This window comes from Paenibacillus sp. MY03 (assembly GCF_002165585.1).
Lineage (GTDB): Bacteria > Bacillota > Bacilli > Paenibacillales > Paenibacillaceae > Pristimantibacillus > Pristimantibacillus agaridevorans.
In genome coordinates, this window is record NZ_MXQD01000002.1 from 172,915 (window position 1) to 194,926 (window position 22,012).

At 56.5% G+C, this 22,012-nt stretch carries 16 protein-coding genes; 13 read left to right on the forward strand and 3 right to left on the reverse strand.

Translation table 11 applies throughout. The features are described 5' to 3' along the window. Window positions 1-118: 118 nt before the first annotated feature. Window positions 119-505 carry a hypothetical protein gene (locus B1748_RS36275; RefSeq protein ID WP_143810223.1) on the reverse strand — a complete coding sequence of 129 codons (387 nt, stop codon included), beginning with the start codon at window positions 503-505 and terminating at the stop codon, window positions 119-121. A 746-nt stretch (window positions 506-1,251) separates the two neighbouring features. Here B1748_RS36275 and B1748_RS02370 point away from each other — a divergent pair. The 7 genes from B1748_RS02370 (at window position 1,252) to prpB (ending at window position 12,889) form a co-directional block, all read left to right on the forward strand. Next, window positions 1,252-2,436, forward strand: coding sequence for an acetyl-CoA C-acetyltransferase (locus tag B1748_RS02370; RefSeq protein WP_087566266.1), 1,185 nt, complete (start codon window positions 1,252-1,254; stop codon window positions 2,434-2,436). Window positions 2,437-2,488: 52 nt separating this feature from the next. Next, window positions 2,489-3,349, forward strand: coding sequence for a 3-hydroxyacyl-CoA dehydrogenase family protein (locus B1748_RS02375; protein ID WP_087566267.1), 861 nt, complete (start codon window positions 2,489-2,491; stop codon window positions 3,347-3,349). 72 nt (window positions 3,350-3,421) lie between these two features. After that, complete coding sequence (locus tag B1748_RS02380; RefSeq protein ID WP_143810224.1) at window positions 3,422-4,570, forward strand: acyl-CoA dehydrogenase; 1,149 nt, start codon at window positions 3,422-3,424, stop codon at window positions 4,568-4,570. Window positions 4,571-4,585: 15 nt separating this feature from the next. Continuing rightward, window positions 4,586-8,200: a methylmalonyl-CoA mutase family protein gene (locus B1748_RS37335; RefSeq protein ID WP_256975486.1), complete on the forward strand. Its 3,615-nt coding sequence runs from the start codon at window positions 4,586-4,588 to the stop codon at window positions 8,198-8,200. Window positions 8,201-8,325: 125 nt separating this feature from the next. Continuing rightward, window positions 8,326-9,441, forward strand: coding sequence for a citrate synthase (mmgD, locus tag B1748_RS02390; RefSeq protein WP_087566268.1), 1,116 nt, complete (start codon window positions 8,326-8,328; stop codon window positions 9,439-9,441). Between the two features lie 1,070 nt (window positions 9,442-10,511). Then, entirely contained in the window at window positions 10,512-11,927 is a 1,416-nt protein-coding gene (locus B1748_RS02395; protein WP_087566269.1) for a bifunctional 2-methylcitrate dehydratase/aconitate hydratase, read from the forward strand. 56 nt (window positions 11,928-11,983) lie between these two features. Continuing rightward, window positions 11,984-12,889, forward strand: a complete 906-nt coding sequence (gene prpB / locus B1748_RS02400; RefSeq protein ID WP_087566270.1) for a methylisocitrate lyase — start codon at window positions 11,984-11,986, stop codon at window positions 12,887-12,889. 28 nt (window positions 12,890-12,917) lie between these two features. Here the strand turns inward: prpB and B1748_RS02405 are convergent, their stop codons facing one another. After that, window positions 12,918-13,694 (reverse strand): helix-turn-helix domain-containing protein, encoded by a 777-nt coding sequence (locus B1748_RS02405; protein ID WP_179215333.1) that lies wholly within the window; start codon window positions 13,692-13,694, stop codon window positions 12,918-12,920. Between the two features lie 137 nt (window positions 13,695-13,831). On the opposite strand from B1748_RS02405, the gene B1748_RS02410 reads away from it, so the two are divergent. The 3 genes from B1748_RS02410 to B1748_RS02420 all read left to right on the forward strand — a co-directional run bounded on the left by B1748_RS02410 (window position 13,832) and on the right by B1748_RS02420 (window position 15,977). After that, window positions 13,832-14,599, forward strand: coding sequence for a phytanoyl-CoA dioxygenase family protein (locus B1748_RS02410; protein WP_179215334.1), 768 nt, complete (start codon window positions 13,832-13,834; stop codon window positions 14,597-14,599). Window positions 14,600-14,751: 152 nt separating this feature from the next. Beyond that, window positions 14,752-15,153, forward strand: coding sequence for a MerR family transcriptional regulator (locus B1748_RS02415; RefSeq protein WP_087566273.1), 402 nt, complete (start codon window positions 14,752-14,754; stop codon window positions 15,151-15,153). Beyond that, window positions 15,150-15,977, forward strand: coding sequence for an NmrA family NAD(P)-binding protein (locus tag B1748_RS02420; protein WP_087566274.1), 828 nt, complete (start codon window positions 15,150-15,152; stop codon window positions 15,975-15,977). Before B1748_RS02415 ends, B1748_RS02420 begins: the two co-directional genes overlap by 4 nt. 514 nt (window positions 15,978-16,491) lie before the next feature. Here B1748_RS02420 and B1748_RS02425 read toward each other — a convergent pair. Beyond that, entirely contained in the window at window positions 16,492-17,481 is a 990-nt protein-coding gene (locus B1748_RS02425) for a LacI family DNA-binding transcriptional regulator (RefSeq protein ID WP_087566275.1), read from the reverse strand. 909 nt (window positions 17,482-18,390) lie between these two features. Here B1748_RS02425 and B1748_RS02430 point away from each other — a divergent pair. From B1748_RS02430 to B1748_RS02440, 3 genes are read left to right on the forward strand one after another with little or no spacing between them, the layout of a single operon-like run. Beyond that, entirely contained in the window at window positions 18,391-19,152 is a 762-nt protein-coding gene (locus tag B1748_RS02430; protein WP_256975487.1) for an SDR family oxidoreductase, read from the forward strand. Next, window positions 19,149-20,426: a nickel pincer cofactor-dependent isomerase, group 22 gene (locus B1748_RS02435; RefSeq protein WP_087566277.1), complete on the forward strand. Its 1,278-nt coding sequence runs from the start codon at window positions 19,149-19,151 to the stop codon at window positions 20,424-20,426. The genes B1748_RS02430 and B1748_RS02435 overlap by 4 nt, the downstream gene beginning before the upstream one ends. Continuing rightward, window positions 20,423-21,925: a gluconokinase gene (locus tag B1748_RS02440; RefSeq protein WP_087566278.1), complete on the forward strand. Its 1,503-nt coding sequence runs from the start codon at window positions 20,423-20,425 to the stop codon at window positions 21,923-21,925. Before B1748_RS02435 ends, B1748_RS02440 begins: the two co-directional genes overlap by 4 nt. Window positions 21,926-22,012: the final 87 nt, after the last annotated feature.

Genomic DNA, 22,012 nt, shown 5'->3' on the forward strand with positions numbered 1-22,012 from the left:
AGGTAGCTGCGTGAAGTGACTGCAGCCTGCTTATCTCGCAGGATAAGCAGGCTGCAGGCTAAACCCAACTTTCTAAGTGCTTCCAGTAACTATAGATGTCCGCTGAGATGTCTATCGGTTAATAAAAGCCGCCGCCGCAACCTCCGCCACATCCGCCGCCGCAACCGCATCCTCCACCGAAGCCGCCGCCGAAACCCCCGCCGAAACCGCCTCCCCAGCCGAAGCCGAACGGAACGATGAACAACGCCGCGATGAACGCGAGCGCGATGGCCGCGCCGAAGAAGAAAAACGATATGTGCGCTTTTGTTTTGGCTCGTTTGGCATGACGTTTTTTGAGACGATTGTAGGTCGGTCCTTTACCCTTGTCGATAGAGGAGAAGTAGAGTCGGCCATTTTTGTACGCCTTGATCGTTCCGCGAATCATAGAGCCGTCCTTCAGTCTTGCTTGAACCACTCTGCCGATATACGGGCGCAAAGCCGCTTCATTTAGTGCAATTCGTTGCATTTGGTACACCTCTCTTTCCATTAAGCATCTAATATTCTATTCCGAACTCGTCTTAATAGATTGTATGAATAGCGGGGTAGGGGCTTAATGCGGCTTATGTCACGGGGGGCTCAACAGCGCCGCTTTTGCGGTGATTAAGTCGACGCGGCCGATCTAAACCGTCAGCAGCACCGCTTTTATGGAGGTTTAGTCGGCGCGATCGATCTAAAACGCCAGCGCGCCGCCTGTGTGGAGTTTAAGTCGGCGCGATCGGTCTAAAACGTCGTCGGCGCGACATTTATGGAGTTTAAGTCGACGCGGCCGATCTAAACCATCGGCAGCACCGCTTTTACGGTGATTAGATCGGTACTATCGATCTAAAACGCCAGCAGCGCCGCCTGTATGGAGTTTAAGTCGGCACGACCGATCTAAACCGTCGTCAGCACCGCTTTTATGGAAGTTATGTCGGCGCAGCTGACGTAAAATCCCATGGCGAGCGTTGATATCTGCATATGAATGGTGCGAGTCCAGGGCACGTACGTGAACAACAAATATCATGTTGCCGGCATTGCAAACATAAGTATGGATAAACAGATAGATTGGAGCATAGATAGCTTGTACATCACAAGTGCTGGACCACTAGACAGACTATGATCCGAAACGGCACAAATGCCGGATCACTAGGCAGCCTATGATCCGAAGCGTCACATGAATGAGCGGGGACCATAAGTTTCGCAGCAATCGGCAAGGCGAGAGGGGATGGGAGCATGGCTTCGACAACCGTTATCGTCAGCGGAGCAAGGACGCCCTTTGGCAAGCTCGGCGGTGTGTTCAAGGAAATCACGGCCGTTCAACTGGGGGGTGAAGCCATCAGAGAGGCTGTATGCCGTGCGGGACTGCGTCCGGAGCAGGTAGAGCACGTCATCATGGGCATGGCCTTGCAGGGCGGGGCTGGACAGAATCCCGCGAGACAAGCGGCGAGATATGCAGAATTGCCGTGGAGCACGCCTGCCGAGACGATTAACAAGGTTTGCGCGTCAGGGCTTCGGGCGATTACGATGGCGGACGGAATGATTCGAGCGGGAGATGCCGACATAGTCGTTGCAGGCGGTATGGAAAGCATGAGCCAGGCAGCGCATGCTATACCCAGTATGCGCTGGGGCAGTCGGCTTGGCAATGCGACGATCGTCGACCTGATGCTTCACGACGGGCTGCAATGCCCGTTCGATAAAGTGCATATGGCTGTGCACGGCAGCAAGGTGGCACGGGAATATAACATAACTCGGCAGGAGCAGGATGAGTGGGCGCTCCTCAGTCATCAGAGAGCGATACTTGCTATGCAGGACGGTAAGCTGCGAGAAGAAATTGTGGCCATTCGTTCGTCAGGCAGGCATGGGGCGGAGAACGTTATCGACAGCGACGAAGCTCCTCGAGCCGATACGAGTGCGGAAGCGCTGTCGCGCCTGGCGCCCGTCTTTGCTGCTGACGGCACGATCACGGCGGGAAATGCGCCAGGGGTGAACGACGGCGCAGCCGCGCTGCTCCTGATGTCGCAAGATAAGGCGAATGAGCTTGGCTTTAAGCCAATAGCCCGCATTGTAGGTCACGCCGCGTCGGCGCTGGAGGCGCCTTACATTGCGACGGCCCCGGCTGCCGCCATCAGTAAGCTGCTCGACCGTAGCGGCCATTCTGTCCAGAACATTGATTTGTTCGAGATAAACGAGGCATTTGCGGCTGTCACTCTAACAAGCGCGCGTATGCTGGGATGCGATCCATCCAAGGTGAATGTAAACGGAGGAGCGGTTGCGCTCGGACATCCCGTCGGAGCAAGCGGGGCGCGCATCGTATTGACGCTCGTGACGGAGCTCCGCCGTAGGGGCGGCGGTCTGGGAGTCGCGGCCATATGCAGCGGAACAGCCCAAGGGGATGCCGTTTTGCTAGAGGTGATGTAGCGTGAAGCATTAATCCATATACGATAACCGAACCGCGGAAAGGAGGCCATCCATGAGCAATCGTATCCGGACGCTGATGGTTGTCGGCGCGGGGCAGATGGGAGGCGGCATTGCCCAGTCGGCGGCGGAGGCGGGGCTGCAGGTGCTTCTGCATGATGTGTCGCCGGAACGCGCGGAGCACGGGCTGGAGTCCTTGCGTCGCCAAGCGGCACGAGATGTCGCCAAGGGACGGAAGAGCGAGGCCGAAACGTCGGAGATGCTCGGGCGGATTATGATTGCCGACGATATTGAAGCGGCGGCACGCGCGGAGCTAGTCATCGAAGCCATCGTCGAGAGTTTGCCGGCCAAGCGTGAGCTGTTTCGCCGCCTTGACGATCGTTGTCCGGCGGCGACCATCCTGGCGAGCAATACGTCGGCGCTGCCGATTACCGAGCTGGCAGCCGCGACGGGGCGGGCTGATCGGGTCGTGGGCATTCATTTTATGAACCCGGTGCCCGTCATGCCGCTTGTGGAGCTTATTCGCGGCCTTGCTACCTCGGATGCAACTTTCCGGGAGGCCCATCTTTTCGTGCAAAGGTTAGGCAAGACGCCGGTCGAAGCGGGAGACAGCCCGGGCTTCGTTTCCAACCGCGTGCTGATGCCGATGATTAACGAAGCGATCTGCTGCGTGCATGAAGGCGTAGCTTCGCCGGAGGCGGTGGACGCCATCATGAAGCTGGGCATGCGGCATCCCATGGGACCGCTGGCGCTGGCAGACCTGATCGGTCTCGATACATGCCTGGCCATCATGGAGGTGCTTCTTCAGGGATTCGGCGATTCGAAGTACCGCCCGTGCCCTTTGTTGCGCAAGTACGTGCAGGCCGGTTGGCTGGGCAAGAAGACGGGGCGGGGGTTCTACTTGTACGACACATGATGTTGTCTGCGACAAAGCGGTTACAACGTAAATCCCAATCAGCACGATTATACAGCGGGGGAAGTGGATGCCATGATGCCGCCACTGACAAGCGAGCAGGAAGCGATGCGCGAAATGATACGGGATTTCGCGAGGAGAGAGGTAACGCCGTGCGTCGCCGATATGGAAGAAAGGGATGCCTTCCCTGAGGCGCTGATTGCCGCAATGGGAGGGCTGGGGCTCATGGGCATCGCCGTGCCGGAGAAGTATGGGGGCGTCGGCGCGGATTACGTCTCGAACGTGATCGCCATCCATGAAATATCGAAGGCAAGTGCCGCGGTTGGCGTTATTCTGTCCGTGCACAGCTCGGTCGGTACTTGCCCCATTCTTTACGACGGCAACGAAAACCAGCGAAAACGGTTCATCCCGCGGCTTGCCTCGGGCGAGGCGCTGGGGGCCTTCGCCCTGACGGAGCCAAGCGCAGGCTCGGATTCCGCAAGCATGCGGATGAAGGCGGAGAAACGCGGCGACCGCTACATTTTAAACGGCACGAAATCGTTTATTACGAACGGAGGTTACGCGGACACTTACATTACGTTTGCGGTAACGGACCCGGGCAAAGGGATGAAGGGCATATCCGCTTTTATTGTAGAGCGCGGCACGCAGGGCCTGACGGTCGGAAAACGCGAAAAAAAGCTGGGTCTTCACGGCTCCAGCACGACCGAGCTTGTGTTCGACAATGCGGAGGTGCCTGAACATTGCTTGCTTGGCAAAGAGGGAGAGGGTTTGCGAATCGCGCTTTCGCATCTGGATGCCGGCCGAATCGGCATCGCGGCGCAGGCGCTCGGCATCGCGGAGGCCGCCCTGGACTGCTCGATGCAATACGCAGGCAGCCGCCATCAATTCGGCAAGCCGATATCGGGCCATCAGGCGATCGCTTTTAAGCTCGCCGACATGGCGACCGCCATCGAAGCGGGAAGGCTGCTTGTCTATCAGGCGGCAGCGCTGCGCGCTCGCGGACTGCCTTGCGGCAAGGAGGCGGCGATGGCGAAACGCTTCTGCTCCGACGCGGCCTTGTCGTGCGCGACGGAGGCGGTGCAGATTTACGGCGGGTACGGCTATATGCGCGAATATCCAGCGGAGAGGCTGTTCCGGGATGCGAAGGTGACGCAAATTTACGAGGGGACGAACGAGATCCAGCGGTTGGTTATTTTTAAGCATATGGTCAAGGAAGGGCGATAGGAGGCGGCAGACGGGATGACGAAGCCAGCGGGAATGCAAGCGGACGGCAGCGAAACCAGGCGGCCTATTCGGTTCGTAACCGCCTCGGCCTTGTTCGACGGACACGATGCGTCCATCAATCTGATCAGAAGGCTACTTCAAGCGGCGGGAGCGGAGGTCATCCATCTCGGACACAACCGCTCGGCGGAGGAGATCGTATCGGCAGCGATACAGGAGGATGCGGCGGCGATCGCGGTCAGCTCTTACCAGGGCGGGCATGTGGAGTTTTTGCGCTATATGGCGGATTTGCTTCGGGAGCGGGAAGCCGCGCATATTCGAATTTTTGCAGGGGGAGGGGGCGCCATTACGCCCGAGGAAGCAGAGCAGTCGGCAACGTACGGCGTATCCAAAATATTTACGCCGGAAGATGGCCGGACGCTAGGGCTGGAAGGGATGATCGCGTGGATGCTCCGCGAATCGGACTACGAGATGGCGATCGATGCGGCGAGGGAGCTGGAGCGTCTGCGAGAGTGCCAACCCTCCGCGCTTGGACGACTCATCACGGCAGCCGAGGCGGATGGGGCGGCAGCTTGGCTTGCCGACATTCGGGAGCAGCTCCCCCTCGGCGTACCGGTAATCGGCATAACAGGTACGGGCGGCGCGGGCAAAAGCTCCCTGACCGACGAGCTCGTCAGGCGGTTTCTGCGAGAGAAGGCGGCAGGGACGATCGCCGTCATCTCCGTCGACCCGACAAGGCAGAAGACAGGAGGCGCGCTGCTCGGCGATCGTATTCGCATGAACGCGATAGGCGGCGGACGCACGTACATGAGGAGCATGGCGACCCGCGCCTCGGGCAAGGAGCTGAGCGCGGCAACATCTGATGCCGTAGCGCTTGCGAAGCATGCGGGCTTCGACTGGATCATCGTGGAGACGAGCGGCATCGGTCAAGGGGACTCGGCAATAACGCGGCTCTGCGATATTGCGATGTACGTTATGACGAGCGAATACGGAGCCCCATCCCAGCTGGAGAAAATCGATATGCTCGATTACGCCGACATGATCGTCGTTAACAAATTCGACCGTGCCGGCTCCGAGGATGCGCTGCGCGACGTCCGCAAGCAATACCGTCGCAGCCGCGGCATGGGTACGGACATTGCCGACGAAGAGCTGCCGGTTTATGGCACGATCGCAAGCCGGTTTGGCGACTCGGCGACCGATGCGTTGTTCCGCGACATTGCGGAAGCGGCGGAGCGTTATGTCCGTAACGCTTTGAAGCCGGCGTCGCGATCGCCGCTGATTCCAGAACCTCAGTCGCCGGCCGACGATGCCCGGATCGCTCCCAAATGGCCGAAGGTATCGCTTCCCGGCTCCATCATTCCGCGGGAGCGGAGCGGATACCTGGGGGAGATCGTCGAGACGCTGCGGGAACGCAGAACATTTGTAGAGGAGCAGGCCGAGCTGGCGAGGCGGATCGGCAAGCTGCGAGGCGCGCGGATGCTGGTGAAAGCGAATGGCGGAAGTTCTTTATTGCGGGAGGCAGAGTCCGGGCAGTCGGCGCAAGGTACAGGATCTCAGGCGCGTGACTCCTCGCAAGCGCCGCCCATTGCTGCTCAGTTGCCAGATACGGCGATATCGCGACCGGCGGCGGAGCAAGGTGGAGCCATGCCGGCGTTGGCTGCGCAGTCACCCGATACGGTTGAGTCGCAATCGGCGGAGCACGAAGCGTATGGATCGCCTGCCGGGCAGTCGAACCTGGCTCAAGCCGACACCGAGCAAATGGCTGTGCTTCTGGAAGCGATGGCGGCCGAGCTGGAGCTTCAGCTTCATCCCTCTTGCAAGAAGCTGCTAGACGAGTGGCCGGCCGTGAGGGAAGCTTACGGAGTTGGAGCTACGCCTGCTGCTGCCAGAAAGCCCCCGGATGCGGGACCAGCAACCGCTAATCCCTCATCGTTAGGGGCAACTGCTGCTAAGCCCCCTCTAGCGAGCCTGCAATGGACTACGCTCTCCGGCCTGACGCTGCCTCGCATCGCATTGCCACGGTATTCCTGTCCGGGCGATCTGCTGCGTTGGCTGCTGACGGAGAACGTGCCCGGCCAGCCGCCCTACACGGCCGGCGTATTCCCGCTCAAGCGAAGCGACGAGGAGCCGAAGCGGCAATTCGCGGGCGAAGGAACGCCGGAGCGAACGAACAGGCGATTCCATTATTTGAGCAGGCATGATAACGCGAAGCGGTTGTCCGTGGCATTCGACAGCGTCACCTTGTACGGGCATGATCCCGGCGAACGTCCCGATATTTATGGCAAAATCGGCAACAGCGGCGTCAACGTCCCGACGCTCGACGACATGGAACGGCTCTTCCGGGGCTTTGATCTGTGTCATCCCGCCACGAGCGTCTCCATGACGATTAACGGCCCCGCGCCGATCTTGCTTGCGATGTATATGAATACGGCGATCCGCCAACAGCTTGCGAAGTTCGCGGCTCAACATGGCCGGAAGCCGGACGCCGCGGAGGAGGAGACCATACGGACGCGGACCCTGCAAATAGTTCGAGGCACGGTGCAGGCCGATATTTTAAAGGAGGATCAGGGACAAAACACCTGCATTTTCTCGACCGGGTTCGCGCTGAAAATGATGGGCGATATTCAGCAATATTTTATTGACCATGGCGTGCGCCATTATTATTCGGTAAGCATCAGCGGCTACCATATCGCGGAGGCCGGAGCCAATCCGATCTCCCAGCTGGCGTTTACGCTGGCCAACGGCTTTACGTACGTCGAATATTATCGGAGCCGGGGGATGGCCGTCGACGACTTCGCGCCGAATCTTTCCTTCTTCTTCAGCAATGGTCTTGATCCCGAATACGCGGTGCTGGGCCGCGTCGCCAGACGGATCTGGTCCACGGTTATCCGGCATAAGTATGGAGGCAATGAACGGAGCCAGAAGCTGAAATACCACATTCAGACCTCGGGTCGTTCGCTGCATGCCCAAGAGATGGATTTTAACGATATTCGGACGACGCTGCAGGCGCTGCTTGCCATCTACGACAACTGCAATTCCCTGCATACCAACGCTTATGACGAAGCGATTACAACGCCTACGGAGCATTCCGTTCGCAGAGCGATGGCGATTCAGCTCATCATCAACAAGGAATTCGGGCTCGCGAGAAACGATAATCCGTTGCAGGGCTCCTTCCTGGTCGAAGAGCTGACCGACCTAGTAGAGGAGGCGGTGCTCGCAGAGCTTGGGCGGATTCATCACCGGGGAGGCGTGCTCGGGGCGATGGATACCGGCTACCAGCGGGGCCGGATTCAGGAGGAGTCCATGCTGTACGAGAGCCTCAAGCATTCCGGGGAGCTGCCGATCGTCGGGGTCAATACCTTCCTTAATACGAATCCCGCAGCAGCGCTGGCGTCGGATCCGGAGCTGGCTCGTTCGACGACAGAGGAGAAGGAGACGCAGCTCGCGAATCTCCGGACTTTCCGGGAGAAACATGAAGCGGCTGCCAAGGAAGCTCTGGAGCGTCTAAAGCAAGCGGCGCTGGGCGGCGGGAACGTGTTCGAGGAGCTGATGGAGACGGTTCAGGTCGCGACGCTGGGTCAAATAACGACCGCCTTGTTCGAGGTTGGCGGACAATACAGGAGAAACATGTAGATGGAACGCTGGATCGCCGGAACGCCGGAACGCCAGTTGGCCGGAAATCTAAATCGAAGGAACGATGGATTGCGAGGGTAGTTGACCAAGACGGGAACGCGAAAAGACGGGAGCGTGAAGCCATTATGACGGATGATCGTTATGTGCCTGGTCTTGAAAATGTGATCGCAAGCGAAACGAACATCTCCTACCTGGATGTAGAAGCGGAACAAATTGTGCTGCGGGGTTATGATCTTATAGAGCTTGCGCGGAGCGTCTCCTATGTAGAGGTGGCCGGCTTGCTGCTGAACGGCAGTCTGCCCGATGGCAAAGGAAGAGATTTGCTGGAGGAGGAATTATCGGCGGCTAGCGCCATTCCTGACGCGATCTACGATATGCTGGCTCATGTTCCGGCAGGGACGCACCGAATGGACGCGCTGCGTACGGCCATATCCGCGTTGGCCGGCTTCGACGACGAGCTGGAGGATCATTCCGCTGAGGCGAACGGCCGCAAGGCCATCCGGCTGCTGGCAAAGGTACCGGGCTTGGTGGCGAACGGCCATCGCATTCTGTCCGGGCAGCCCGTCATAGAGATGCGCGGCGATCTCAGCTTTGCCGGCAACTTCTTGTTTATGCTGACCGCCAAGGTGCCGGAGCCGCTGGAAGAGAGAATCTTCGATCAGTCGCTCATCGCCTACAGCGAGCATGAGCTGCCGAACTCGACCTTTGCGGCAAGGGTCATCGCCTCCACGATGTCCGACATGTACGGCGCGGTGGCAGGAGCGGTGTCGTCGCTCAAAGGTTATTTGCACGGTGGAGCGAATGAGGCGGTCATGGCCATGCTGGGCGAGGCGGCGACACCAGGGGAGCTGGAGAGCGTCATGCTCGGCAAGCTGGCGCGCAAAGAGCGGATTATGGGTTTCGGCCATCGCGTCTATATGCGGAAGCCGGATCCCAGAGCGCTGCTGATGAAGCAAGCGCTCGCGAGGCTTGCCGAGGCCAAGGGACGGCAGGACTTGTACGAAATGTGCGACGCCGGAGAAGCGGTCATGAAGCGGGAAAAAGGGCTCTATCCCAATCTGGATTATTACGCCGCGCCGGTCTATGCGCTGCTCGGCATACCCGTCCCGTTGTTTACGCCCGTCTTTCTGGCCGCCCGTACGGCGGGACTGTGCGCGCATGTCAGCGAGCAGCATGCCGGCAACCGGCTTTTTCGGCCTCGCGTGAGCTACACGGGCCCAAGGGGGCTGCGGCTTTCTTGATCCGTACCGAGGCCTTCTTGATCCGAGCTGAGGCCTTCTTGGTCCGAGCTGAGGCCTTCTTGATCCGTGCCGATGCCTCCTTGATCCGTGTGCCGTGGCCTCCTTGATCCGTGCCGATGCTTCCTTGAGCTGGACCTCCACAAACCTTTGGGCAGATCGTGGGTGTTGCAGTCAGTTATGATTTGGATAAAGGGAAAAACGCCATCTAATCTCGCTGTTATACCGGTTTTTGCGGCTTTAAGTGGAAAACTGCCCTCTAATTTCAATCTAATGGGCGTCTGTCCTCCATTCTACTTGAATTAGAGGGAGAATTTCCCTCAATTACGCCGAAAAAACGAAAGGCAATCCAACTAAAGGGAGTTTTTCCCCTTATTCAAACTATAGGAAAGCCATAAGTTTTCTCAAAACTTGCCCTACAATTCTCGGAATAAAACGCTGCGCCGCCAAAGGACGGCGACAGCCGTTTCGCTTTGATGACACGCCAGACTTTATAAGTTGTCAATTTAAAGTGGCTTAAATTTCACCGGTACCCTGCAGCAGGATGGCGAAGCCGCTTATCCTTGTCCGCGCTGAAGTACGCGTATGACTAGGCCTAGTCCGCGAGTCGCAAACATCGGTTACCCGCACATCTGCCTTAGTCACCGCAAACCCATCTACCTTAGTCACCGCCCGCTCATTTAGTCACCGCACAATCTGCCTTAGTCACCGCCCGCTCATTTAGTCACCGCTCAATCTGCCTTAGTCACCGCCCGCTCATTTAGTCACCGCAAACCCATCTACCTTAGTCACCGCCCGCTCATTTAGTCACCGCACACCCCTCAGCCTTAGTCATCGCACGCTCATTTAGTCACCGCACACCAATCAGCCTTAGTCACCGTCAACTCATTTAGTCAGCGCGCACACCCATCTGCCCTAATCACCGCCCGCTCATCTGCCTAAGTCACCGAATGCTCATTTAGTAAACACCCGCTCATCTGCCTTAGTCAACGTACGCTTATCAGCTACTCCAGGCTAGAGGCCGGTTCATTTTGCCTACTCCAATCTTGCAGAAGCGAAGGGAGGGTCTACGCATGGTACGAGATTCATTGCTGACCGAGCTGGCGGTATATGCGGCCCATTACAGGGTTGAAAGCGAAGAGGCGTTGCGGATCGCCCAATATATGCTTATGGATTCCATCGGCACGGCGGTGCTAGCGCTGCGGTTTCCGGAATGCGCGAAACATATCGCGCCGATTGTCCCTGGCGCCGTATTGCCCGGCGGAGCTCGCGTGCCCGGCACGCAGCTCGAGCTGGAGCCCGTGCACGCCGCGTTCAACATCGGCACCATGATTCGCTGGCTCGATTATAACGATACTTGGCTGGCCGCAGAATGGGGCCATCCGTCGGATAATCTCGGCAGCATTCTTGCCGTCGCCGATTATGTCAGCCGAAAAAGGCTGGCCGAAGGCGGAGAATCGTTGACGATGAGGGATGTGCTCGAAGCCGCCGTAAAAGCCCACGAAATCCAGGGTATTTTGGCGCTTAACCATTCTTTTAACGGGGTGGGGCTCGACCATGTGCTGCTTGTGCGTATTGCTTCTACGGCGATGGCGACGGCGCTGCTCGGCGGCACTGTTAAGGAGATCGAGGCTGCGTTATCGAACGCCTGGCTTGACGGCGGCGCGCTCCGAACCTATCGGCATGCGCCTAACACGGGCTCGCGCAAAAGCTGGGCGGCGGGGGATGCGGCTAGCAGGGCGGTGCGTCACGCGCTTATGGCGATAAACGGGGAGATGGGGTATGATACGCCGCTCACGGCCGCGAAGTGGGGGTTTCAGGATGTGTTGTTTCAAGGCCGGGAGCTTGCTCTTGCCCGTCCGCTTGGCGCCTATGTCATGGAGAACATCCTCTTCAAAATATCGTTCCCGGCCGAATTCCACGCCCAGACCGCCGTAGAGTGCGCGTTCGCCTTGCATGACATCGTGGTCAACCGTCTGGAAGATATCGCTGAAATTACTTTGACGACACATGAGTCGGCCATTCGGATCATCGACAAAAAGGGGCCGCTCGCCAATCCCGCGGACAGGGACCATTGCTTGCAATTTATGGTCGCGGTGGCGCTTCTTTACGGTTCGCTCACTGCGGAGCATTACGAAGACGAGGCGGCGGCCGATCCCCGAATCGATTCGCTTCGCGCGAAAATGACAGTCGTACACGATCCGCAATTCAGCCGCGACTACCTGGATCCGGATAAACGTTCCATTGCGAACGCCATACAGGTGCGGTTTACTGACGGAACAGAGTCGGAGAAGATCGTCTGCGAATATCCCATCGGACATCGAAGACGGCGCGAAGAGGGACTGCCGAAGGTGATCGAGAAATGCGAAGCCAATCTGTTGACCCGGTTCCCGAGAGTTCGCACTGCCGAGATTTTGCGCTCCGGCTTTGATTTTCAAAACTTGTCCGGCATGCCGGTAACGCAATTTATGGGAATGTTGGTTATCTAAAAAGATTTGCGGACGTTTGCAGTCAGAGCAGATGAAGAGGAAGGGAGAATGGGGCGATGTCATGGCTAGTGGAAGAAGAGCCTAGTCAATATGAGCTGTCTCAGAAGTTTCGCGCGCTTGTCGCAAGCGGACCGATCGTTCAAATACCGGGAACGCATGACGGCATGTCGGCCAGGGTGGCGAAAGCCTGCGGATTTCAAGCTTTGTATTTGTCCGGAGCGGGTTATACGGCGAGCCGGGGGCTGCCTGATCTGGGGCTTATCTATAGCAACGAAGTGGCGGAGCGAACGCGGGAGCTGGTTCGGGCATCGGGGCTGCCTGTGCTTGTCGACATCGACACCGGTTACGGTGGCGTATTAAACGTTGCCCGCGCAGCCAAGGAGCTGGTGGAGGCCAAGGCGGCGGCCGTCCAGCTTGAGGATCAAGACATGCCGAAAAAGTGCGGTCATCTCAACGGCAAGCGGCTTGTGACGGCGGAGGAGATGGCGCAAAAAATCCGGATGATCAAGGATGTGAGCCCGAGCTTGTACGTCGTCGCGCGGACGGATGCGAGGGACGGGGAAGGGCTGGAGCCGGCGATCTCGAGAGCAAAAAAATATGCGGCCGCCGGCGCGGACGCGATTTTTCCCGAGGCGTTGGAGGGGGAGGCGGAATTTCGGACATTTAGCGAAGCCGTCCGCATTCCTCTGCTCGCCAATATGACGGAGTTCGGCCGAACGCCTTATTATACCGCCGATCAATTCGCGGACTGGGGCTTCCGAATGGTCATCTATCCCGTCACCTCGCTGCGCGCCGCGGCCAAGGCGTACGAACGGGTTTTCACGGAAATTGCCCGCAGCGGCACGCAAGTCGCATCGCTGCCGGATCTGCAGACGCGCAAGGAGCTGTACGAGACGATCCGTTACTCGGATTACGAGGCGCTCGACGGCCGAATCGCGAGGACGGTGCTTCCGGAAAAATAGGATGGGGAATTATTTCGCCGGACGATCGTCAGAAGCTATGTTTTTTACGATAATCGGACGGATTGATTTTACACTTGCTCTTGAACATTCGGCTGAAATAAAAGGCGTTTTGGTACCCGCATTGCTCGGCGATATGTTCGAGCGTATCGTCGGTTTCGACAAGCAGCGACCGCGCCTTCTGAAGCCTGATGGAAGTCAGATATTCAACTGGGGATTGGCCGTACGCTTGTCGGAAACGTCTGGTCAACTGAGAGGCTCCGATGCCCAGCTCGTTCGATAACTGGCCAAGATTCCAGCCATATTCCAGAGCATGCCGCTCCAAATAAGCCAGAACCCTGCCCATGACAGGGTCCTGCTTTGTTTTGCGGGCTCTGTCCGCGGAAGATGCCTGCTCCAGCGACAGGACGGCGAGCAGGTCGCCGACGAAGTGGCGAATGTAGACCGTTCCTTCGCCTTCTTCCGATTGCGCGCACGCGATGCGCAAATAACGATAGGTAGACTCCAGTCGTTGCAAATCCCGAATCGCAAGCTTGCCAGACGGCCACTCTTGTTCGGAGGCGAATTCGATAAAGAGGAAGGAGAGGGGCTCCACTACACGGCGTTTCAGCCTCATGCCGGGGGGACAGAGGACAAGCTCGCCGTAGGCGGCCTCTTCGAAGCCGGCTTCCTCCCGGTCGTCCATCGCGAAGGCGAACCGTCCGGAGAACGCGGCAAGCATCACCCAGTCCTCATATTGATCCTCCTCCAGCTTAAATTCCGAGCGGACTCCGCTTACGTAGCTTCTTTTGATTTCCAACGCCTGCAAGTCGCTTTCCCCTTTCACTTGATATTTGCAAAAAAGTATATGAAATAGAATAAAGCAGTGCATGTAAAAAGTAAATCTCGGCGTTTATTATAGGTATCAAGAAGATAATCACAAAAAAAAGTGAAGGGGAAATAATGATGAGCAACATTATGCTGTTGTCCGACGAGCAAGTGAAAAGCTATAACGAGCAAGGGTATTTGGTGCTTCGCAATGTATTTAGCGAGGAGGAAGCCCGCGTCCTGCAAGCGGAATGCGACAAACTTCTGACGACGGAGCGTTTTCTGGATAGCGGCAACGTTCGCGCCGGCTACAAGAGCTACGCCAATGGAGACGTGAAGATCGAAAGAATGGATCCGGTGCACGATATATCGCCGTTGTTCTCCGAACTCGTGAAGGATGAGCGCATTCTGTCTCCGCTGCGCGACATCTATATGGATGAGCCGCTGCTGTTCAAGGATAAGCTGATCTTTAAGCTGCCGGGAGCGAACGGGTACAGCATGCATCAGGACGCATCCTGGTGGCAGGGCTTCCCGATCGAAGGGCTGATCAGCGTCATGGTAGCTATCGACGGAGCGACGGTGGAAAATGGCGGGCTGGAGCTGTTCCCCGGTTATCATGACCGTTTCCGCTCGACTCCGGGCGAGCTGCGCAATATGAACACGGCGGAAATCGCCGAGATTGATCCTCGGAAAGGGGAGATTGTCGAAACCAATCCCGGGGATGTCATCATCTTCCATTCCTTTACGCCGCATCAGAGCGGAGCCAACAATTCGGACAATAGCCGGAAGCAGCTTTATTTGACCTATTCCCCGTCGAAAAACGGCCAGCTGTACAACGCGCATTACCAGCACTACAAGCGGTATGCGCTCGCGGGCAAAGATTTGAGCAAATATTATTTCTTGTAATCGCATGGCACGAATCGCCGAAACCTTCTCCTGATCGTCAGGAGAAGGTTTTCTGTTTGGGCATTTACGCATGATGTGAAAAAAACTTGACATTGACACTAGTGTAAAACTTTAAAATGAAATTAATACATACAACGAAGTGAGGTGCAACTTTGAAAATAAGTCAAATAGCCAAAAGGACAGGGATTAGTTCTCGATCATTACGGCACTATGAGAAAAAAGGATTGATCTCTTCTTCTCGTCTTGACAATAATTATCGCGAGTTCGATGAATCAATTATTGATGCTATTAATACGATCCAACTTTATCTTCATTTGGGGCTAACGACCGATCAGATTAGAGATATTATGTATTGCCCTGACGAAAAAGGATACGACAAGAAAGAAGACGAGTATTGCGAAGAATTGCTGCAAATCTATGAAACAAATCTGAATGAAGTGAACCGGCAAAAAAGGGCATTAGATGAGGCCCAAGTCCGGTTGGAAAAGCAAATCAAACGAATGAAAGATAACCGGGAAAAGTGGGTAATTGTAAAGGGGGATGAACAACAATGACGATATTAGTAACAGGAGCGGCTGGAAATGTGGGACGTTATGTAGTTGATTACCTAGTTCAAGCAGGTCAGCGAGTACGTGCTCTGACACGTGATCCGGAAAATACTAATTTTCCGGAGGGAGTAGAAGTCGTGTACGGTGACCTTACTGTACCAGCGTCATTAGGGCCGGCACTGAACGGCGTTACAAGCATGCACTTGATTACTTTTACCAGTGAAGGTTACGGGCCTCTGCAGACTGGACGAGAAATTGTAAAACTGGCAAAAGAGGCTGGTGTGCAAAAAACAACGGTTTTATGGAGCGGTACGAATGGACCGGTTGAGCAGGCCGTGGAAGACAGTGGCCTTGAGTGGACGTTTCTCCAGCCTACCCCAGAGTTTATGTCCAATGCACTTTTGTGGGCAGAGTCCATTCGCTCAGAAGGTGTTGTGAGGGAACCTTTCGGTGACTCTTTGGATGCAATGATTCACCCAGCTGATGTCGGCAGTGTTGCTGCAACCGCGTTAACCACCTCTGGTCACGCTGGTAAAATCTATACATTGACCGGACCTGAAGTGCTGACTATATCAGGGAAGGTTCGCACGATCAGTGCAGCGATTGGACGTCACATAGATTTCGTGGAGCTTACCGAAGAGCAAGCGCGCGAACGCATGCGGAAGAAAGGCGCCGATGAGGAAACGATCGACTTTGTAATAGGTTGGCATGCCAATCCTCCAAAATCTGCGTATACAGTAGTTCCGACCGTCGAGCAGGTCACTGGCCATCCAGCAAGAACCTTTGCTAGGTGGGTCTCTGAACATGTACAACATTTTAATAACCCATAAGAAGCGTTTCAAAGCAGCAACTAATGATTTGCTAACGGGAGAAGGTTAGTTCAATGGAACAGCGACAGTCTAGGACTTTATTTTCTTGTCCTTAGCTGTCGCTGTTTCGCTGGATGGAATCGATGAAGAGACGCCAATAGAGCAGTCATTATCGGTTAAGTTAGGAGTGGACGGGATATTCACGGCCAACTGCTAGGCAAGCCGGGAGTCGATACAGGATACTTAATCACAAAATCCTTCCCCTCGCCTTCTGCCATCTGCTCCCAGGATTCATACGCTGTACTGCCATATCATTTCGAAGTCGATGTGGACGCAAAAGTCAAGTATCTACGGATTGCTTAAGCAAGAATTAGTAGATGGACTGTTCCGCCCCTTGTGCTGAAGACACATGGGGGGATTTAGACCGATCGCTTACGATGACCCCATACACACGGCTAGCAAGAAACACCAGCTTCAGCCTGTTGAGCTGTAAGTAGAGGGGTTACCTTAGTGAAAGCTCTGTGTCGGAGGGGCTCTATTGTAATCGGGTGGAGGAGCTCCTGACGACGATTTCCGGTTCGAGAGCAATCGTCAGCTGTTCGTCCGACATCTCAATCAACTTGTGAAGCGCTTCGGCGATGACGGAAGCGATCGCGTGAACGGAGACGCCGACTGCCGTCGTCGACACGTCGAGATCCTCCATCAGCGGAATATTGTCGTAGCTGACGACGGACAAGTCCTCCGGTACGCGAAGTCCCCGCTCGCGCGCAGCGCGGTAAATACCCCGCGTCAGATCTACGCCGCCGCTGATGACCGCCGTTGGCGGCGAGGGCCAGCCGAACATAGCTTCCGCCGCGATGTAGCCGTCGTGAGTCTCGAGCCCTTCCATTCGCAAAATGGATTCGTCGGAAACGCAAAGACCGAGCTTCCGTGCTTCGTCCAGAAACGCTTCGATCTTGACGGTCTGCATCGGGTCGTCGCCGTCGGGTCTGCCAAGGTAGGCGATTCTAGAATGGCCAAGCTCCGCCAGATGACGGACGGCGAGGCGAATCGCCTGGCCTCTGTTGACGTCGACGGTGGAGAACGGATGCGAGCCGGCGGCGCCGTAGACAAGCAGCGGCGACTGCATGCTCCCGATCCCGCTTAGTTCGTCGCGGTTGCCGCTGTGGTCGCCGAACAGCAGGACGGCATCCATCCGGTAGCGGTTAAAGGATTCGATTGCGGCGTCCGTCCGGCTGATGGAGAGCAGCGTCGTATAACCCCGCCGCTCCAATTCGTCATTCAGCTTTGTGATCAAGGAGGATAAGGCCCCGCGTTCGACGGTGGGCCAGATGATGCCGATGGCGCCTGACTTCCGGGACACCAGGCTGCGGGCCGCGATGTTGGGCTGGTAGCCCATCTCGCGCGCGATCTCCCAGATCCGTTCTTTGGTAACCGCTTTAATATTCGGATTGCCGAGAAGCGCTTTGGAAACGGTGGAGAAACTGACTCCCGCGCGTTTGGCGATGTCCTTAATCGTTACCATATATTCTCTCCTTATGGGGGATAATGTTGGAGTAACAATAGGTGTGGAAAGTAATTGTAGCGTATCCAGCGTAGATGGAGGGATTGAAGTTGATGTATCGTCTTCGTGTCTCGTATCTGCGGCTGCATGTCGTGATGTAGTCGATTATTTAGCTATAAATGCCGCTCCGGCTTCTCAAGGCGAGAATTATAGCTGATTTTTCAGCTATAATAGCCGTTGCAGCCGCCAAGGCGAGAATTATAGCTGATTTTTCAGCTATAATAGCCGTTCCAGCCGCTCGAGGCGAAAATTATAGCTGGTTTTTCAGCTATAATAGCCTGCCCAGCCGCCCGAGGCGAGAATTATAGCTGATTTTTCAGCTATAATAGCCGTTGCAGCCGCCTGAGAGGAGAATTATAGCTGGTTTTTCAGCTATAAATGCCGCTCCAGCCGCTCGAGGCGAGAATTATAGCTGGTTTTTCAGCTATAATAGCCGTTGCAGCCGCCCGAGGCGAGGATTATAGCTGATTTTTCAGCTATAATAGCCGTTGCAGCCGCCCGAGGCGAGGATTATAGCTGATTTTTCAGCTATAAAAGCCTGTCCAGTCGCCCAAGGCGAGAATTATAGCTGGTATATCAGCTACATTTAGAAGCTCCAATGGCAATATTCTGTAATAAAGTCACTTTGTCGACTCTCCCCTACTAAAGTAGTCGGGAACGCGCCCCGTTTGAGAGATGCGCCTATAAAGTTGTCAGCAATTGTGCAAACTTTTAACAACGCTGCACCTGCCAAGCGTATAGCACATAGTAATCAACAATGGAGAGCGCCAGGTGTCCGGAATACTTCGTTTTTTGTGGTGGACAGTACTAGCTTAATCTATTATGATTGAAATTACAACGTTGTAAATTATGAGCGAAGGGGTTGCTCTCATGTTTAATTTGGAGAATACCGTGTCCGTCGTCATCGGCGGCAACGGCGTGTTGGGAAGCGCGATGTCGGAGGCGCTGGCGGAAGCAGGATCTAAGGTGGCCATCATCGGCCGCGATATGGAGAAGGCGGAACGCGTATGCGAAGCGATTCGCGAGAAGGGCGGCGAAGCGATCGCTTTGAAAGCGGATGCTGCGAACAAAGGCGATCTGGAAAATGTACTGGCGAAGGTGTTGGAGTGGGGCGGCAGCGTAGACACGCTGATCAACGCGTCGGGCACAAATAGCGCAACGCCTTTCTTCGAGCTGGAGATGGATGAGTGGGACCGCATCTTGGACGTGAATCTTAAAAGCGTCGTGCTGGCCTGCCAAGTGTTCGGCAAGCAGATGATCGAGCAGGGCAGAGGCGGCTCTATCATTAACATTTCGTCTGTATCTTCGGGTCCTCCGCTGTCCCGCGTGTTCACGTATTCCGTGTCCAAGTCGGGCGTAAACTCGGTTACCCAGTTCCTTGCACGCGAATTCGCGAAGGACAACGTGCGCGTCAACGCCATTATCCCAGGTTTCTTCCCGGCCGAGCAGAATCGCAAAATTTTGTCGCCGGAGCGGATAGAATCCATTATGGGCCATACGCCGATGGACCGGTTCGGTACGCCGGAGGAATTAAAGGGCGCCGTCGTCTACCTGGCCTCTTCCAAAGCATCTTCCTTTGTGACGGGTTCGTTCCTGCGTGTTGACGGCGGCTTCGGAGCGATGACGATATGAGCGATCTGCTGACACGCCTTGTCGAGCAAACGCCGCTTCCGAGCCTGTACCGCATCCGTCAGCGATTCGATGGCACTAAGCTGGAGGATCCTGTAGGAGATCTCCGTCGTGGGCTGAAGGAAAGTCCGCAGCTGCAAGCTCTCAAGCCGGGGGCGAAGGTGGCGCTGGCTGTCGGAAGCCGCGGCATATCGCGGATCGACGAGCTGACCAAAGCCGTCGTGGACGAGCTTAAGCTTCAGGGCTGCGAGCCGTTTATCGTACCTTGCATGGGCAGTCACGGAAGCGCTACGGCGGAAGGTCAGACGGCCGTCCTCGCTCATCTCGGCATCGATGAATCGACGATGGGCTGTCCCGTTCGTTCCTCCATGGAAGTGATCGAGCTTGATCAGCTGCCGAACGGCTTGCCCGTTTATTGCGACAAGATCGCGGCAGAGGAAGCCGACGCCATCGTGGTCGTAAACCGGATTAAGCCGCACACGGCGTTCCGCGGCCCTATCGAGAGCGGCCTCTTCAAAATGATCGCGATCGGCCTAGGCAAGCAAAAGGGCGCCGAAGCCTGCCACCAGCTTGGTTTCAAATACATGGCCGAGAACGTTCCCGCGATGGCTCGCATTATGATCGACAAGCTGCCGATTTCCTTCGGCGTCGCGGTCGTGGAGAACGCGTACGATCAGATTTGCCGCGTAGAAGTGGTCGGGACGGACGTCATGGAAGCAAGAGAGCGCGAGCTTCTTGCGGAAGCGAAAGCGCGCCTGCCGAAGTTTCTGTTCGACAGCTTCGACGTGCTCGTCGTCGACTATATCGGCAAGAACATAAGCGGCGACGGAATGGATCCCAACATAACCGGACGGTATCCGACTCCTTACGCGTCGGGCGGTCCCGAAGTGAACAAGATCGTCGTACTCGACTTGACGAAGGAGTCCAAGGGCAACGCCAACGGCGTTGGCACGGCGGATTTCACCACGAGCCGGCTTGTGGGCAAGACGGATTGGCCAGGCACCTACGCCAACGGTCTGACATCGACCGTATGCGCGCCGACGAAGCAGGCGACGACGCTCGCGAACGACATGGACGCCATTAAGGCGGGCATTAAAACGAGCAATATTTTGGACTATACGACGGTTCGTCTGGCTCGCATCAAGGATACGCTGCATCTTGGCGAGATCGAAATTTCGGAGAGCCTTTTGGAGGAGGCCAAGGGTCATCCCGATATCGAAATTCTGGAAGGCCCGTATCAATGGCAATTCGACGAGGAAGGATTTCTGCCGAAATGAATCGTGAATCCAAGCTGATTATCAGCATCGATATCGGAACGACAAGCACGAAGACGTTGGCCGTCGATTATAACGGCGGGATTCTCGGCTCCCACTCGATCGGCTATCGGCTGCATACGCCGCAGCCTGGTTATGCGGAGCAGGACCCGGAGGAGATGTCCGAGGCTGTCATCGAATGTGTCTCGCAACTGATGGCGAAGGGAGGCTGGAGCGCGGATGACGTGCTGTGCGTAAGCTTCAGCTCCGCAAATCATAGCGTGATACTGATGGACGAAAGCGGCAAGGCGCTGACCCCGGTCATCACCTGGGCTGACTTGCGCAGCGCGGAGCAAGCGAATGAGCTGAACGTCATAGGCGAAGGGCTGGGCGCTTACTTGCGTTCCGGTACGCCAATCCACCCCATGTCTCCGCTGCCCAAGCTGATCTGGATGAGAGAGAACCGCCCGGACCTGCTGGCCAAGACCAGCCATGTTATCGGGATTAAAGAATATTTGCTGCATAAGCTGTTCGGAAGATACGTCACGGACTATTCCATGGCGAGCGCGACGGGACTCTTCAATGTAGAGACGCTGGATTGGGATCCGCAAAATATGGAGCTTGCCGGCGTCAAACGCGAGCAGCTTCCAGAGCTGATGCCGTCCACGGGCCGGATCCAGGGACTGAAAGCGGAGTTCGCGGAGCGGATGAAGTTGTCGACAGCTACGCCGTTCGTGCTTGGAGGACAGGATGGCGTACTGGCGAATCTCGGCATCGGAGCGATTGAGCCTGGCGTTGCCGCTGTCACGATCGGCACGAGCAGTGCCGTACGCACCGCAGTTCGCGGTCCGCTGTTGGAGCCGGAAGGGCGCCTGTTCTGCTACGCGCTTGCGGATGATTATTGGATGATCGGCGGAGCTTCCAACAACGGCGCGATCGTCGCTCAATGGACCGCGGAGCGGCTGTTCCCCGGCAAGGCGATGGAGGACGTAATGCCGCTAGCCGCGGAAGTGCCGCCGGGTGCGAACGGCCTGTTCTTTCTGCCGCTGCTGTCGGGAGAGCGCGCGCCGTTCTGGGATGGCAAGGCCAAGGGCGTTATGTTCGGTCTGACGCTTGCTCACACGGAGAAACACATGCTCCGCGCCGCGATGGAAGGCGTCATGTACCAGATCGCCGCCATCGTATCGCTGATGAAGGAATGCGGCAACGAAGTGAAGGAGATCCGCGCCTCGGGCGGCTTCGCCCGTTCGGAGATATGGTGCCAAATGTTGGCCGATATTCTCGGCGTGCCGGTGTCGATACCGGAATCGGTGGAGAGCTCCGGTCTCGGAGCGGCTCAGTTGGGACTGTTCGCCATGGAGGAGGGCCGCGGCCCGCTGCTTCGTTGGAACGCGGCGAACGGCGTATCCTACGAGCCCAACATGGACACGCATGCGATCTACAGCGAGCTGCTTCCGTTTTATTTGAATCTGTATCACGCGTTGAAGCCGTCCATGCATGAAATGGATCGTTTGCCGATCTAATCGAGCGGGCGGGCTTCGGCGCGGATCCGGTCGAGCTCGCTCCATTGTACGACTCTGTAAGCCGAGAAAATCGGGTTACAGCATGGC